The following is a 16,094-nucleotide window of genomic DNA, read 5'->3' as shown; positions in this document are numbered from 1 at the left end:
GAGTCACCAGCTCTGGTGGAGCGGCATGCCCTCGGTGTAGCCGGACGCGCTCTGCACACCGATCACCGCGCGCTCGTGGAACTCCTCCAGCGTGGAGGCGCCCGCGTAGGTGCACGAGGAGCGCAGACCGGCCACGATGGCGTCGATCTGGTCCTCGACGCTGGGCATGGCCGGGTCGAGGTACATCCTGGAGGTGGAGATGCCCTCCTCGAACAGTGCCTTGCGGGCCCTCTCGAAGGGGGAGTCCTCGGCGGTGCGCAGCATCACCGCGCGGGCCGAGGCCATTCCGAAGTTCTCCTTGTACTTGCGCCCGTCGGGGGCGGTACGGGTGTCGCCAGGCGATTCGTAGGTGCCGGCGAACCAGGAACCGATCATCACGTTGGCCGCTCCGGCGGCCAGGGCCAGGGCCACGTCACGGGGGTGGCGGACGCCGCCGTCGGCCCACACGTGGCGGCCCAGCCTGCGAGCCTCCGCGGAGCACTCCAGCACGGCGGAGAACTGCGGGCGGCCCACGCCGGTCATCATCCGGGTGGTGCACATGGCCCCGGGGCCGACGCCGACCTTCAGGATGTCGGCTCCCGCGTCGACCAGGTCGCGCACGCCCTCGGCGGTGACGACGTTGCCCGCCGCGACGGGTACACCGGGGTCGAGCCCGCGAACCGCCCGCAGGGCGCTGATCATCTTCTCCTGGTGGCCGTGGGCGGTGTCCACGACCAGGCAGTCCACCCCGGCGTCGAGGATCTCCTTGGCCTTGGCGGCCACGTCGCCGTTGACGCCGACGGCCGCGGCGACGCGGAGCCTGCCCGAGTCGTCGACCGCGGGCTGGTAGAGGGTGGAGCGCAGCGCGCCGGTCCTGGTCAGGATGCCGACCAGCCGGCCGTCGCCGTCCACGACGGGGGCGAGCCGGTGGCGGCCCTCGTGGAGGCGGTCGAAGACCTCGCGCGGGTCGAGCCCGGCGGGCAGGGTGAGCAGGTTGTCGGACATCACCTGGGAGAGCTGCGTGTACATGTCCACGCCGGAACAGTCGCCCTCGGTGACCACGCCGACCGGGCGGTTCTCCCAGTCGACGACGATGATGGCGCCGTGGGCCCGTTTGGGCAGCAGGTTGAGCGCCTCGCCGACGGTGTCGTGCGGGGTGAGCGTCAGCGGTGTGTCGTGGATCAGATCGCGCTTCTTGACCCAGTCGACGACATTGGCGACCACGTCGATCGGGATGTCCTGTGGGATCACGGTGATCCCGCCCCGGCGCGCGACGGTCTCGGCCATCCGCTTTCCCGCCACGGCCGTCATGTTGGCGACCACGATGGGGATGGTGGTTCCGGTGCCGTCCCGGCTGGAGAGGTCGACGGCGAGCCGTGAGCCGACGGAGGAGAGCGACGGCACCATGAACACGTCGCTGTAGGTCAGGTCGTAGGCCGGGACCGACTCGTTGAGAAATTTCACGTTATTCCACCTTATCCCGTGAATTGCCAGAGATGAGCGTTCCCCCTTTCCACGCTCTCCAAGAGGATCCAGCAGGTCGGAGCGGAGGCTAAGATCCGGTTTGCGTGAATAATGGGTGGCCATGAGGAGGCGTTGTGATCCTGGTTGATCGGCCCGAGATGCTCGTAGTAGGTCATGCGGTACGAACATCGAACGCCGACGAGATGGAGCCGGGTCGGGGCAGGCTCCGCGCGCAGTGGGCGAGGGCGGGGTCCCCCGGAGCCTTCGCGCACGTGCCGGGACGGATCGACGAGAACATCTACGCCGTGCTCACCGACTACGAGAGCGACCACCACGGCGCCTACACCCAGATCGTCGGGGTCACCGTGCGCAGTGCCGCGGCGCTGCCCGAGGGCATGGTGGCGGTGCGGGTGCCCGGGGTGCCCTCGCTGAAGCTGGAGGCCCGAGGGCCGATGCCGGACGCGCTGCTGGAGGAGTGGCAGCGGCTGTGGAAGCACACCGAGACGGGAGGCACCCCGCCGAGGGCCTTCACCACGGACGTGGAGGTGCACCACCCCGGGGGCGCCGACATCTACGCGGCGGTCATGTCCCCGATGCGCTGAGCGGCTCGGCGCGGCCCCTGTCGCGCCGGGCGATCCGGGGCGGGTTAGGTCGTCGTCGTTCGGCGGGCCGGGCCGCCGGGACTCGGCCCTCCTGCCTCCAGGTGTCCCTGAAGGCGTCGAGGACGTCGATCAGGCCAGCATGCCCGCTTCGCGCAGCCGCGCCGCGGCCTCGTCGGACAGGCCCCAGGAGGTCAGGTCCGCCAGCCGGGTGGCGGGGGAGAGGTCCTGTTCCCCCACGCCGAGCAGGCGTGGCGCGGGGGCGGGCTGCCGGACGCCGCCGACCTCGACGAACGTGCCCCTGGCCTTGTTGTGCGGATGCTCTGCGGCCTCGCCCACCTCCAGGACGGGGGAGACGCACGCGTCGGAGCCGTCGAAGATCGCCTCCCACTCGGCGCGGGTTCTGGATCGGAAGGCCTCGGCCAGCCGCTCGCGAAGCGCGGGCCACTGCTTCCTGTCATCGCGGTCGGGCAGGTCCTCAAGTCCCATCAGCGTGACCATCTCCGCCCAGAACTGCGGTTCCAGCGAGCCGACGGCCACATGTCCGCCGTCGGCGGTCTCGTAGGTGTCGTACATCGGCGCGCCGGTGTCGAGCAGGTTCGTGCCGCGCGGGCCCCAGAGGCCGGTCTGCGCGCCGTGGTGGAACATCGCGAACAATGTCGCCGCGCCGTCCACCATGGCGGCGTCGATCACCCGGCCCTCGCCGGTCCGCTCCCGCTCGATCAGCGCGAGCAGCACGCCGTACGCGAGCATGAGGCCGCCCCCGGCGAAGTCGCCGAGGATGTTGATCGGCGGGGTGGGGCGCTCGCCCTCGCGGCCCAGCATCGACAGCACGCCGGAGATGGCGATGTAGTCGATGTCGTGCCCGGCGGTCGGCGCGAGCGGGCCGTCCTGGCCCCAGCCGGTCATCCGCCCGTAGACCAGGCGCGGATTGATCGCGTGCAGGTCGGCGGGGCCGATGCCGAGGCGTTCGGCGCCCCCCGGCCGGAAGACCTCGACGACCACGTCGGCGTGGCGGGCCAGCTCCTTGAACGCGGCCACCCCCTCGGGGGACTTCAGATCCAGGCCGATCGTCCGTTTGCCCCGGTCCATCACATCGACGCGTGGCGCGTCCCCCGCCTTGGCGACGACGCTCGCGCGATCGACGCGCAGTACCTCGGCTCCGTGGTCGGCCAGCATCATCCCGGCGAACGGCCCGGGGGCCAGCCCCGCCAGTTCGAGCACGCGAACTCCGGCCAGCGGCCCCTTTCTGGTCACGCGCTCCATAGATATTCTCCTCGGGTGCGGTATCGACTCTAGTCCGGTACGGCTCACACAAGCAATCGCTCGGTAGGACGCGACACCGTTCCCTTCGCCTGAATAGAACAACATTCGGCTTTCTGTGGCAAGACACATCGCGAGTAGCCGCGTGGCGCCCGCGCGCGTATGGGAAACTTGCGCCTTCGCCGAATGGGACCTAGGGGTTTTGCGATGACATATCCGCACAGTGAACGGGTGGTCGCTGGGCGCTATCGATTGCTGCGGGAACTCGGCAGGGGCGGCATGGGTGTTGTCTGGGAGGGCTACGACACCCTCCTCAACCGCTCGGTCGCCGTCAAGGAGGTGCTCCTGCCGCCCAACCTCTCCCCGGCAGAGCACCAGCTCCAGCTGACCCGCACCTCTCGTGAGGCCAGGACCGCCGCCCGGCTCAATCACCGGGGCATCGTGGCGATCTACGACGTGGCGGAGCAGGACGGCCGTCCCTGGATCATCATGGAGCTGGTCAGGGCCCGCGGGCTGGACGAGGTAGGTCTGCTGCCGGTACGCCCTGTCGCCGACATCGGCCGTCAGGTCCTCTCGGCCCTGCGCGCGGCCCACGAGGCCGGGATCCTGCACCGCGACGTCAAGCCCAGCAACATCCTGCTGGAGGCCGACGGCCGCGCCGTGCTCTCCGACTTCGGTATCGCCACCATCGAGGGCGACACCTCGCTGACCCAGACCGGCATGGTGACGGGCTCGCCGAGCTTCCTGCCGCCCGAGCGCGCCACCGGCACCGACGCGGGTCCCTGGTCCGACCTGTGGGCGCTCGGCGCCACCCTTTACGCGGCCCTGGTCGGGCACGGTCCCTTCGAGCGTCGAGACGCCATCGCCACCCTCGGCGCACTCCTCACCGAGGAGCCCGACTTCAGCAGGGTGCCCCTGGAGATGCGCGCGGTGCTCACCGGCATGCTCCAGCGCGAGCCCGCCCACCGGCTGACCGCCCAGCAGGCCGACGCCATGCTGGCGGAGGTCCTCGACGACCCGTCGGCCGCGGCCCGGCGCACCGGAGAGAGGGCGGTCCACCGTACGGCACGGACCGGCGAGAGGGCGGTCCACCGTACGGCACGGACCGGCGAGAACCCGCGCGGCGCCGGGGAGCGAAACGGGCGCGAGATCGGAACCTCGCCGATGCCCGGCCGCCGGCGAGGTGGAGGGCGGAGCGGCGGGGCGCGGAGCGGCGGGGCGCGGAGCGGTGGCCGGATCCCGCTGGTCCTGGCGGCCGTCGTGCTCCTGGCCGCAGGTGGCGCCGTCGCGGCCGTGGCGATGTCACAGCCCGAGGCGCAGCCGGTGGCGCGCGCCGAACTCGCCTCCCCGGAGGCGAAGCCCGAAGCCACGGAGGAGACCAGGTCGCAGACGCCCACCCCGAGCCCCACTCCCACTCCCACTCCCACCACGGCCAGAACCGTGGCACCCGCCGGAGGGTTGAAGGTATGGCGGGCCCGCCCGCCGGAGAACTGGTCCATCAGCTATCCGGCCGGCTGGAACGGCGACTGGGCGGCCGAGACGGGCTACACCCAGTGGTTGCGCCGGGACGGGGCCGCCCACCTGTCAGTGGAGGTGCTGGAGGCGGACGCCGACGGTCTGGAGTCCCTCCAGGAGATCGTCAAGGAGAACGTGGCCCAGTGGAGCGAGATCCACTCCGAGGACACGGCGAAGATCCCCCTGGCCTACGGCGCCGGGCTCCAGTGGGAGTTCACCTGGAGTATGAAGGACAACGGCGGAGCCCCCTGGGCCACCGCCGGGGTGACCTACCACGAGGTGCGGCGTTTCATCGAGGTGGGCGACGCGGTCATGGTGCTCAGCTGGACCACCCACGACGGCGACTGGGGTGCCCAGCAGCCCCTCATGAACCGGGTGTTCGGCAGTTTCCACCCCCGCGGAGGCGAGTGAGATGACCTGGAAGGTGCTCGCGCCGTCGCCGCTCCCGGAAGGTGCGGTGCGTAACCTGCTCGGCTCGCTGGGCGACCGGATCGCGGTGTCGGTCCCCGCGGCCCGCGATCGGGAGTCGCTGCTCGCCGCGCTCGGCGAGGCCGCGATCGACGGCCGTCCGGTGACGAACGTGGTCAACGGGGTTGATCCGGTGGTCGGCCGTAGGTTCCTGGAAGGACGGCCGTAGAGTTTTCCAGTGTTTAACGCGCCCCGCCTGGCTCCCGAGACATCCGAGATATAACGTGCCTAGGGGCGATCTTTCCAACGATGGTGATGGGGGTGATTACCGTGCGACAGATGACAGAAATGTCGGCGCACCGGCAAGCGGTGGAGCAGATCAGGGATTCCTACGCCGCCATTCCCGGCGACGCGGTGCCCCGGCTCGCCAAGGCCACCACGAACCTGTTCCGGTTCAGAGAGGGCGCCCGGTCGGCGAAGCTTTCCGCCAGGGACCTGGACCAGGTCATCGCGGTCGATCCGGAGACGATGACCGCCGAGGTTCAGGGGATGACCACCTACGAGCACCTGGTGGACGCCACGCTCGCCCACGGGCTCATGCCGTACGTGGTGCCGCAGCTGAAGACGATCACGCTGGGCGGGGCGGTGACGGGGCTCGGCATCGAGTCCACCAGCTTCAGGGACGGGCTGCCGCACGAGTCGGTGGAGGAGTTGGAGATCCTCACCGGCGACGGAAGGATCGTCGTGGCCCGTGACGACAACGAGCATCGCGACCTGTTCCGGGCGTTCCCCAACTCCTACGGCACGCTTGGCTACGCCCTCCGGATCCGGATCAAGCTCAAGCCCGTCCAGCCGTACGTCAGGCTGACCCACATCCCGTTCGGCGACGCCGACAAGTGCATGCTCGCGATGCGCGAGATCTGTGAAAGCGGCGAGCACGAGGGCGAGCGCGTCGACTTCGTGGACGGCACGTTCTTTGGTCCAGGTGAGCTCTACATCACCGTGGGACGCTTCGCCGAGCGTGCCCCGTACCTGTCCGACTACACCGGGATGCGCATCTACTACCGGTCGATCCAGACCAGGACCCGCGACTGGCTGACCGTCCGCGACTACCTGTGGCGCTGGGACACCGACTGGTTCTGGTGCTCGCGCGCCTTCGGCGTGCAGACCGCGCTGGTGCGCTCCCTGATGCCGCGCAAGTGGATGCGCTCGGACGTCTACCGCAAGCTCGTGGGCCTCGACCGCAAGTACGGGGTGATCGCCAGGATCGACCGCTGGCGGGACCTGCCGGTGCAGGAGTCGGTCATCCAGGACATCGAGGTGCCCGTCGAGCGCGGTGCCGAGTTCCTGAGTTTCTTCCACGACAAGGTCGGGATGGCGCCGGTCTGGATGTGCCCGCTGAGGTCCGAGGGCGAGTGGCCGCTCTACCCGCTGGAGCCCGGCCGGCTGTACGTCAACTTCGGCTTCTGGGGGACGGTCCCGTTGCCCCGGGGGCAGTTCGACGGTTACCACAACCGTCTCATCGAGAACCGGGTCCACGAGCTGGACGGTCATAAATCGCTGTACTCCACCTCGTTCTACCCAGAGGATGAATTCTGGCGGTTTTATAACGGAACCGCCTATTGGCCGGTCAAGCGGGCATACGACGGGGGTGGCCGGTTGCTCGACCTCTACGACAAGTGTGTTCGGGGGCGTTAGGAGAGGCTGATTCTGTGTTGCTCGCAGAGATCTTCGAAAAGGTGATGGGCCCCGAGGCGGATGTGCGCTTCGTCGCCTACGACGGAAGTAAGGCCGGCCCGGCCAGCGCCGACATCAGCGTCGAGGTGAAGACCCCGGCGGCCGTCGCGTACCTGGCACAGGCCCCCGGGGAGCTGGGACTGGCCAGGGCGTACGTGTCCGGCCACCTCGACGTCCAGGGGGACATGTACACCCTGCTGTCCCGGATGTGGTCGCTCACGATCAACGACATCCCCGTCGGGCAGAAGCTCGCGGCCGTCCGAGCCCTCGGGGTCCGCCCACTGCTCACCCGGATGCCGCCGCCTCCGCAGGAGGTGCGGCGCAGCATGCTCGCCCGGATGGGCAGCAGGCACGCCAAGCAGCGCGACGCCGAGGCGATCCACCACCACTACGACGTCTCCAACAGGTTCTACTCGTGGGTGCTCGGCCCCTCCATGGCCTACACCTGTGCGGTCTTCCCCGAGCAGGAGTCCACCCTGGAGGAGGCACAACTCGCCAAGTTCGAGCTGGTCGCCCGGAAGCTGGGCCTGAAGCCGGGGATGAGGCTGCTGGACGTCGGCTGCGGCTGGGGCGGCATGGTCATCCACGCCGCCCGTGAGTACGGGGTGCAGGCGCTGGGCGTCACCCTCTCGCGCCAGCAGGCCGAGTGGGCGCAGAAGGCCATCGCGGAGGCCGGTCTCAGCGAGCTCGCCGAGGTCCGTCACATGGACTATCGCGACGTGCCGGAGACGGGCTTCGACGCCGTCAGCTCGATCGGCCTGACCGAGCACATCGGCAAGGGGCAACTGCCCTTCTACTTCCGTTCCCTGTACGACAAGCTCGTCCCCGGCGGGCGGCTGCTCAACCACTGCATCACCCGGCCGACGGGCACCGAGAAGACCCTCAACGCCGGCGGCTTCATCAACCGCTACGTCTTCCCCGACGGTGAGCTGGAGTCGGTCGGCTACCTGGCCCGCCAGATCGAGGACACCGGTTTCGAGATCCGGCACGAGGAGAACCTGCGCGAACACTACGCGCAGACCCTCCGCTACTGGTGCGCCAACCTCGACGAGCACTGGGACGAGGCGGTCGCCGAGGTAGGGGAGGGCACGGCGCGGGTCTGGCGTCTCTACATGGCGGCCTGCGTGGTCGGCTTCGAACGCAACAAGATCCAGCTTCACCAGATCCTCGGCGTGAAGCTGGACTCCGAGGGGGCGGCCCACGTACCGCTCCGCCCCTCACGCGACTGGCCCTGACCCTCTGCGGACGCGCTCACGCCGGGTGCGCCCGCGCGGAGGAAGCTCATAGGGGATGTTCCCGTACGAGATCCCGCGCGGACGCGCTCACGTGGGCGCGTTCACCTCGGTCCACCCGGTGTGGCCACCTCGTCGGGACCGGGTTCCGGCGACACACGAAGGCGCCGGAACCCGGTCCCGAGGCTTTCTCGGCCCGGCGGGTGCGAACCGCTCAGCGGAGCTCGCGCTTGAGGATCTTGCCCGTCGCGGTCATCGGCAGGGCGTCACGGAACTCGATGATCCGCGGGTACTTGTACGCCGCCATGTTCTCCTTACCCCAGGCGATGAGTTCGGCCTCGGTGATCGTCGCGCCGGGGATGCGGATGACGTACGCCTTGACCTCCTCGCCGTGCGAGTCGTGGGCGACGCCGACCACCGCCGCGAGGGAGACCTCCGGATGGGTGATCAGGACCTCTTCGAGCTCGCGCGGGTAGACGTTGAAGCCACCCCGGATGATCATGTCCTTGGCCCGGTCGACGATGGCGTAGTAGCCGTCCGCGTCGCGGGTGGCGATGTCACCGGTGCGGAACCAGCCGTCCCTCATGACCTCGGCGGTCGCCTCGGGCCGGTTGTAGTAGCCCTTCATCACGTTGTGGCCGCGGATCGCGATCTCGCCGGGACCCTCGCCCTCGACGGTCTTCCAGTCGCCGTCGACCAGCTTCATCTCCACACCCCAGATCGGCGTGCCGATCATGCCGGGCTTGGCGGGCCTGCCCGGATGGTTGAAGCTGGCCACCGGGGAGGTCTCCGACAGGCCGTACCCCTCCAGGATCCCGATCCCGAAGGTCTTCTCGAAGTCCCTGAGCACCTCGACGGGTGAGGAGGCGCCGCCGGCCACCGCGACCTTGAGCGAGGTGGGCACCTCGTCGCCCTCACTGTGGATCTTTGTCAGCATGGCCCAGTACATGGTCGGCACGCCCGCGAACAGCGTGACGTTCTCGGTGCGCATCAGCGCGAGGGCCGGCCCCGGCTCGAAGCGCGGCATGAGCACGATGGTCGCCTGGCGCCGGAACCCGGCGTTCATGATGACTGTCTGCCCGAAGGAGTGGAAGAGCGGCAGCACCGCCAGGTAGGCGTCGCCGCCCTCGGCGCGGGGGAACATCTCATCCGAGACCATGGCGTTGAGCAGCATGTTCTGATGACTGAGCTCGGCGCCCTTGGGCTGGCCGGTGGTGCCGCTGGTGTAGAGGATCACGGCCGTGTCGTCGGGCGCGGTCTGCACGGTCTCGAACTCGCCGGACACGCCGTCGAGCGCAGCCCAGAAGGTCTCCCCGTACTCGGACTCGGTGGCGAACGCGGCGGCGGGCAGCACGAAGAAGTGCTCCGCCGACGATCCCTCGAAGCCCGCCTTGCCCCGCTCGCCGAGCGGCAGTTCTGGGGTGCCCTCGAAGCAGAACAGCACCTTGGCCTCGGAGTCGTCCAGGTGGTAGGCGATCTCCCTGGACTGCAGCAGCACGTTGAGCGGCACGACCGTGGCGCCGGTCTTGAGGATGCCGTAGTAGACGAAGGGGAAGTAGGGCAGGTTGGGGCAGGCCAGCGCGACCTTGTCCCCCTTCCCGATCCCCCTGGAGACCAGTAGGTTGGCAACCTGGTTCGCGATGGTGTTGACCAGGGAGTACGGCAGCCGCAGGTCACCGAAGACCAGTGCGGTGCGCTCGGGGTTCTCCCGGGCGCTGTCCTCCAGTGCGACCGACAGGTTGAGCATCGTGCGTCCTCCTCCGAGCGAGCTCTGACTCGCCCATACTCGCAGCCATCGGATACCTACTGGTAGGTAACTTTGGTTACAAATTGACGAGCAACCCGCGGGGGAGTAAGTAGACAAGAGCCCGCTTACGGGGAGGCGAGCTGACCGTCTGTGCGAGGAGGGGTCAGTGAGCGTGGAGTACGACTACGTCATCGTGGGCGCGGGGTCGGCGGGATGCGTGCTGGCCAACCGACTCTCCGCGGATCCGGGTACAAGGGTCGTCCTCATCGAGGCGGGTGGTTCCGACAGGAGGCTTGAGGTCCGGATGCCGGCCGGCTTCGCCAAGCTGTTCAAAACCGAACACGACTGGAACTTCACCACCGCCAAGCAGTCCGAGCTGTCCGGCAGGGAGCTCTACTGGCCACGCGGCCGGATGCTCGGTGGATCCTCCTCGATGAACGCTCAGATGTGGGTGCGCGGGCACCGCGCGGACTACGACGGCTGGGACGTGCCAGGCTGGTCCTACGACGAGGTCCTGCCCTACTTCCACCGGATCGAGCGCCGTGCCGGCTCCAATCGGGGCGGTGTGTACGGCACGGAAGGCCCGACCCACATCTCGGAGCTGCGCTCCCCGAACCGGGCCACCGCACTCTTCCTTCGGGCCTGCGAGGAGCTGGGCATCGCCCGCCTGGAGGAGCTCAACGGCCCCTCCAACGAGGGGTGCTCGCCGACACCCGTCACCCAGCACAGGGGGCGCCGCTGGAGTTCCGCCGACGCCTATCTCGGACCCGCGGCCAAGCGGCCCAACCTCACGGTGCTGACCTCCTCACACGTGAGCCGGGTGCTGATCGAGGGCGGGCGCGCGACCGGCGTGCGGTATCACGGTGGCGACGACGACAGCGGTACGGTGGTGCGGGCGCGCAGGGAGGTCGTGCTGTCGGCCGGTGCGATCGGCTCCCCGCACCTGCTGATGCTGTCGGGCCTCGGCCCGGCCGACGAGCTGCGGGCCGCCGGCGTCGAGCCGGTCCACGAGTTGCCCGGGGTGGGCGCCAACCTCCAGGACCACCTCGCCTCGGGCGTCGTCCTGCACTGCCCCGAGCCGATCACGCTCGCCGGAGCCGAGTCGGCGGGCAACCTGCTCCGCTTCCTGGTCGGCCGCCGGGGCATGCTCACCTCCAACGTCGGCGAGGCCGTGGCGTTCATCCGCACCTCTCCCGAGGAGCACGCCCCCGACATCGAGCTGATCTTCGCTCCAGGCCCCTTCGTCAACCACGGCCTCACCCCGCCGTCCGGCCACGGCCTGACCATCGCCTCGATCCTGCTCCAACCCGAGAGTCGGGGCCGCGTCCTGCTGGACGGCCGCGACGTCGTGATCGATCCCGGCTACCTGACGGCGGAGGCCGACGTCCGGCGGCAGGTCGCCGGGCTGCGGAAGGCCGGGGAGCTGTTCGCCACCGAGGCGCTACGACCGCTCGCGGGGCCTCCGATGGACCCGTACTGGGGGGCGAGGACCACCGAGGAGCTTGTCCGCTGGATCCGCGAGCGCAGCGAGACCCTCTACCACCCGGTCGGCACCTGCCGGATGGGTGACGATCCCGAGTCGGTGGTGGACCCCGCCCTGAGGGTCCGCGGGGTCGCGGGTCTGCGGGTGGTCGACGCCTCCGTCATGCCGGTCATCAACCGGGGGCACACCCATGCGCCCACCGTCATGATCGCCGAGAAGGCCGCCGACCTCATCGCCACAGACAGCTGAGGCGCCCTCTTCGCCCCGAGCGCCGGCGTAAGGCGGTCGCGATGGCGGTGCCCCCGACGGGCGCGATGCCGCCGAGCAGTCCGCGACCGGCCGGGAGGTTCCGATCCTCTACCTGCACGGGGTCCGTGACGGCGGCCTGGGGGTGGACCAGATCGACCGGGCCGCGGCCTTCCTTCCGCCGGGCTCCAGGGGGGAGCATGTTCTCCAGGCAGGGCACTTCCTGCACCTGGAACGACCTCGGGAAGTCAACGACCTCGTTCTCGACTGGTTGAGCTGAGGATCCTGTGGCAGGATCGGTAAACCGAATGTGGTTCTAGTGGAGGCTGGCGTGACGGTTTCACTCGCGGACATCGACCTGTCGGACATCACTTTCTGGGAGCGTCCGATGGCCGAACGGGAGGCCGCCTTCGCGGTACTCCGCGCGCAGCCGGGCCCGATCCTGTTCGCCGAACCCGAGATCCCCTTCGCGCCGGTCGGTCCCGGCTACTACGCCCTGGTAAGGCACGCGGACATCGTCGAGGCCAGCCGTAACCCCGAGATCTTCTCCTCGGGCCGGGGGGCGACGTCCATCCAGGACCTCGGCCCCGACTTCAGCGAGTACTTCGGCTCGATGATCAGCATGGACGATCCCCGGCACGCGAGGCTTCGCCGGATCGTCTCCCGGGCGTTCACGCCAAAGATGATCAAGAAGTTCGAGGCCGACGTCGAGGCGACCGCCGTGCGGATCGTGGACGAGCTGATCGCCAGGGGCCCCGGCTGTGACTTCGTGACCGAGGTGGCCGCCAAGCTGCCCCTGAAGATCATCTGTGACATGATGGGTATCGGCCCCGAGCACTACCAGACGGTCTTCGACGCCACGAGCATCATCCTGTCGGGCGGCGACCCCGAGTTCATCGCCGACGTCAGCCGCGCGGCCGAGTTGCTCCTCGGAGCGGGGCAGCGGCTCCAGGACCTCGTCGTCTCCCTGGCCGCCGAGGGCGGAGACAACCTCACCACCTCCCTGACCAGTGCCAACATCGACGGTGAGAAGCTGACGATGCAGGAGCTCGGTTCGTTCTTCATTCTGCTGGTGGTGGCGGGCAACGAGACCACCCGCAACGCCATCTCGCACGGCCTGCACCTGTTCACCGAGAACCCCGACCAGCGGGCACTGCTGCTCGGGGACCTCGACGGGCGCCTGCCCGGCGCGGTCGAGGAGATCGTCCGCCTCGCCTCGCCCGTCGCCTGGATGCGCCGCAGCCTCACCCGCGACCACGAGATGAACGGTCACCTCTACCGAGAGGGCGAGAAGGTCCTGCTCTACTACTGGGCGGCCAACCGTGACGAGAGCGTTTTCACCGACCCGCACCGCTTCGACATCCTGCGCACCGAGGGCCCGCACGTCGGCTTCGGCGGCCCCGGGCCGCACTTCTGCCTCGGCGCCCACCTGGCCCGCCGCGAGATCACCGTGATGTTCCGCGAGCTGTTCACCCGCCTGCCCGCGATCCGCTCGGTCGGCGAGCCCGACCGCCTGCGATCCAGCTTCATCAACGGCATCAAGCACCTCGACTGCGACTTCTGAGGTCCTGCCACATCCTGCCGGTGGTGACGGGCGACGAGAGCACCGGCAGGGCGGCGGGCGACGAGAGCGCCGGCAGGGCGGCGGGCCCAGCGACTCCAGCCCGGTCAGAACACGGAATGCGCCCCCTGAGTGGTTCGAGCGGACTGAGCGGGCGAGGTCACCGCCCCGCCACGCGGATCGACTTGAAGACCGTGTTGATGTCGGGGAGCATTTCCTTCTTGCTGTCCGGCACCGACATGTAGACGATCGCCGGCAGGTCGGCGCCGGTGCTCACGGCCGCCACGACCATGATCGTCTTCGAATCGCCCGAGGTGATCTCGTACGCGGCGAGTTGGCCCGGCAGGCCGTTCACGGACAGGGTCTGCTGGGCGGTCTTGCGGGCGGTGTTGTCCTCGGGGAAGAACCTCTTGCGGCCGGTGGAGGCCACCGCGTTGATCACCGGGGCGAGGTTCTCCGGAGAGGTGTACCTGCTCTTCAAGCGAGGCGAGAGCGGGCCCGACATCAATTGCGCGTACTGGGCCTTGCCCGTGGAGTCCGTACCGGCCGGGAGATACTGGCGGGTCGTGAAGCCGTAAGTGGTGGGCACGCTGGGGCGCTGGTCCTGCCGCCACGGGGCACCGAGCTGGGCCAGGGTGATTCCCGCCGACTGGTCGGTGAGCGTACCGGCCACCGGCGAGGGATCGCCGGTGAATCGCGGCAGGCGACCGATGGCGGCGGGCTTGGAGGTCTTTTTGGGAGCCGTCGTCGCAGGCTTGGGCTCGGCGATCTCCTCCTCGGAGGAGGCCAGCGGCCCGGCCAGGAAAGCCCAGAGCACCACGCCGACCAGCGCGATGATCACGGATCCGGCCAGCGCGAAGATCCAGACCGGCCGGCCCCGCTCCTCAAGCTCGTCCTCGATGTCCCGGTAGTTGTCGCCGAAGACCGTGTTCCACAGCTCCTGCTGGCGCTCAGGCGGAGGTGTCTTCGGGCCGCTGATCTGGCCGGCGGTGACGAACGGTCTGTTCGGATCGGAGGGGTCGCGGCTCAGGTGATGGCCGGGTTGCCCCGGATGCTGGGGCTGTCCCGGCTGGGTCTGTGGCGCTTGAGGGCCGGCTCCGGGGTGAACGGAGGTTCCTTGGGGTGAGGGGGCCTGGGAGGCCGCCGCCGCGTTCGCCGCGGCCATGGCCCACATGGCGGGGTTGTCCGGCACGCCGTAGCTGCGCCGCGCGTTTCCGGCACCGGTTCTGTCGCCTCCCTCAGGGGAGGTGCCAGGGGCGCCGGGAGCCGCGCCCGAGGAGGCGTCGCCGAAGTGAGCGGCCGAGCCCTCGGAGGGAGGGGCGACCCAGGAGAACGTCGACGTCTGTGCCTCGGCGGAACCCGGGTTTCCCATGGGGGACGTGGGTGGCCAGGTGGCGCCGGCCGCCGGAGGGGTGGGTGGCCAGGTGGCGCCGGCCGCCGGAGGGGTGGGCGGCCAGGCGGCGTTCTCCGCCGGAGGGGTGGGCGGCCACACGCTGTTCTCAGCCGTCTGAGCCGGAGGGCGGCCGGAGGCGTCGCGCGGGGGTGCGGCTTGCCATGCCTCGCCCGTCGTACCGGGAACCCGCTGCCCCTGCCCATCCCCCTGCGGGCCTGACGCGTGTGTCCGGCCGTCGTTCTGCGGGGTGGCAGCCTGTGCCCAGCCGTCGTGCGAGGGTGCGGTGGCCTGTGCCCAGCCGCTGCCGCCGGAGGAGGTCTGGCCGCGGGGGTCCGCCTGGGGGGTGGAGGTGGGCTGCGGCCACCCGTTGCCCGGAGAGGAGGGATTGTGGTCGCCGGCGCCGCCCTGCGGGCCCGATGTCTGCGACCAGCCGCCACCCTGCGACGGCGTGGGCTGCGGCCACCCGTTGCCGGGGGAGGTCTGGTGCCGGTCATCGCCGCCCTGCGGGGTGGACGCCTGTGCCCAGTTGTCGTTCCGGGGGCTGAAAGCCTGTGCCCAGGTGTCGTTCTGTGGAGTCGAGGCTTGTGCCCAGGTGTCGTTCTGCGGGCCGGTGGCCTGTGCCCAGCCGTTGTTCTGCGGATCGGAGGCTTGCGCCCAGCCGTCGTGCGTGGGTGTGCCGGCCTGTGCCCAGGTGTTGTTCTGTGGGTTGGAGGCCTGTGCCCAGCCGTCGTGCGTGGGTGTGCCGGCCTGTGCCCAGGTGTTGTTCTGCGGATCGGAGGCTTGCGCCCAGCCGTCGTGCGTGGGTGTGCCGGCCTGTGCCCAGGTGTCGTTCTGCGGGCCGGTGGCCTGTGCCCAGCCGTCGTTCTGGGAGGCCGAGGCCTGTGCCCAGCCGCTGTTCTGCGGATCGGAGGCTTGCGCCCAGCCGTCGTGCGTGGGTGTGCCGGCCTGTGCCCAGCCGCTGTTCTGTGGGTTGGAGGCCTGTGCCCAGGTGTCGTTCTGTGGAGTCGAGGCTTGTGCCCAGCCGCTGTTCTGCGGGCCGGTGGCCTGTGCCCAGCCGTCGTTCTGGGAGGCCGAGGCCTGTGCCCAGCCGCTGTTCTGCGGATCGGAGGCCTGTGCCCAGCCGTTGCCGCCGGGGGAGGTCTGGCCGGGAGAACCGGTCTGCGGGTCGGAGTCCCGCTGCCCCCCGACGCCTGGCGAGGTCTGCCAGGAGCCGTTGCCGCCCTGTGGCTCCTCCTGTGGGTGGGGGAGCCTGGGGCCGGTGCCGAGGGGATCGTTCGTCCACGGCGGTGGCGGTTCGGCAGCCTCCGGCCATGCCGGAGGCAGGTGGGACTGGCTGGACTGCTCCGAGGCCATGCTTTCCTTACCTCCCGCGCGGGTGCCCGAATTGGGCGTATTGGGCATGATCTCACGTGAGACGGGGGGGCTCGCAGGGAAACTGGAGAACGCCCCTCTGAACTGGAGTCCGGT

General features: G+C 69.7%; 12 protein-coding genes. 8 read left to right on the top strand and 4 right to left on the bottom strand.

The window, feature by feature from the left end; translation table 11 throughout:
* Window positions 1-3: 3 nt before the first annotated feature.
* Window positions 4-1,443: a GuaB1 family IMP dehydrogenase-related protein gene (locus OG884_RS05085; protein ID WP_326642628.1), complete on the bottom strand. Its 1,440-nt coding sequence runs from the start codon at window positions 1,441-1,443 to the stop codon at window positions 4-6.
* Window positions 1,444-1,577: 134 nt separating this feature from the next.
* Here OG884_RS05085 and OG884_RS05080 point away from each other — a divergent pair, with 134 nt between their 5' ends.
* Complete coding sequence (locus OG884_RS05080) at window positions 1,578-2,045, top strand: GyrI-like domain-containing protein (RefSeq protein WP_326642626.1); 468 nt, start codon at window positions 1,578-1,580, stop codon at window positions 2,043-2,045.
* Window positions 2,046-2,174: 129 nt separating this feature from the next.
* Here the strand turns inward: OG884_RS05080 and OG884_RS05075 are convergent, their stop codons facing one another.
* Window positions 2,175-3,308: a CaiB/BaiF CoA transferase family protein gene (locus OG884_RS05075; protein WP_326642625.1), complete on the bottom strand. Its 1,134-nt coding sequence runs from the start codon at window positions 3,306-3,308 to the stop codon at window positions 2,175-2,177.
* Between the two features lie 228 nt (window positions 3,309-3,536).
* Here OG884_RS05075 and OG884_RS05070 point away from each other — a divergent pair, with 228 nt between their 5' ends.
* From OG884_RS05070 to OG884_RS05055, 4 genes are all read left to right on the top strand, one after another.
* Window positions 3,537-5,231: a serine/threonine-protein kinase gene (locus tag OG884_RS05070; RefSeq protein WP_326642623.1), complete on the top strand. Its 1,695-nt coding sequence runs from the start codon at window positions 3,537-3,539 to the stop codon at window positions 5,229-5,231.
* 1 nt (window position 5,232) lies between these two features.
* Window positions 5,233-5,457 (top strand): hypothetical protein, encoded by a 225-nt coding sequence (locus OG884_RS05065; protein WP_326642621.1) that lies wholly within the window; start codon window positions 5,233-5,235, stop codon window positions 5,455-5,457.
* Window positions 5,458-5,567: 110 nt separating this feature from the next.
* Window positions 5,568-6,926: an FAD-binding oxidoreductase gene (locus OG884_RS05060; RefSeq protein ID WP_326642620.1), complete on the top strand. Its 1,359-nt coding sequence runs from the start codon at window positions 5,568-5,570 to the stop codon at window positions 6,924-6,926.
* A 14-nt stretch (window positions 6,927-6,940) separates the two neighbouring features.
* Window positions 6,941-8,200 (top strand): cyclopropane-fatty-acyl-phospholipid synthase family protein, encoded by a 1,260-nt coding sequence (locus OG884_RS05055; protein WP_326642618.1) that lies wholly within the window; start codon window positions 6,941-6,943, stop codon window positions 8,198-8,200.
* A gap of 211 nt (window positions 8,201-8,411) precedes the next feature.
* Here OG884_RS05055 and OG884_RS05050 read toward each other — a convergent pair whose 3' ends face one another.
* On the bottom strand, window positions 8,412-9,944 hold the full coding sequence (locus OG884_RS05050; RefSeq protein ID WP_326642616.1) for a long-chain-fatty-acid--CoA ligase: 1,533 nt from the start codon (window positions 9,942-9,944) through the stop codon (window positions 8,412-8,414).
* A gap of 166 nt (window positions 9,945-10,110) precedes the next feature.
* Between OG884_RS05050 and OG884_RS05045 the strand changes: the two genes are divergently transcribed.
* From OG884_RS05045 to OG884_RS05035, 3 genes are all read left to right on the top strand, one after another.
* Window positions 10,111-11,676, top strand: a complete 1,566-nt coding sequence (locus OG884_RS05045) for a GMC family oxidoreductase (RefSeq protein WP_326642614.1) — start codon at window positions 10,111-10,113, stop codon at window positions 11,674-11,676.
* Window positions 11,677-11,818: 142 nt separating this feature from the next.
* A complete protein-coding gene (locus OG884_RS05040; protein WP_326642612.1) occupies window positions 11,819-11,953 on the top strand; it encodes an alpha/beta fold hydrolase in 135 nt (44 codons plus the stop codon).
* A 51-nt stretch (window positions 11,954-12,004) separates the two neighbouring features.
* Window positions 12,005-13,237: a cytochrome P450 gene (locus OG884_RS05035; RefSeq protein ID WP_326642610.1), complete on the top strand. Its 1,233-nt coding sequence runs from the start codon at window positions 12,005-12,007 to the stop codon at window positions 13,235-13,237.
* A gap of 157 nt (window positions 13,238-13,394) precedes the next feature.
* On the opposite strand, the gene OG884_RS05030 is transcribed toward OG884_RS05035, so the two are convergent.
* Window positions 13,395-15,980 carry a hypothetical protein gene (locus tag OG884_RS05030; RefSeq protein ID WP_326642608.1) on the bottom strand — a complete coding sequence of 862 codons (2,586 nt, stop codon included), beginning with the start codon at window positions 15,978-15,980 and terminating at the stop codon, window positions 13,395-13,397.
* Window positions 15,981-16,094: the final 114 nt, after the last annotated feature.

Source organism: Streptosporangium sp. NBC_01755 (assembly GCF_035917995.1).
Lineage (GTDB): Bacteria > Actinomycetota > Actinomycetes > Streptosporangiales > Streptosporangiaceae > Streptosporangium.
This window is presented reverse-complemented; position numbering and strand designations above follow the sequence as displayed.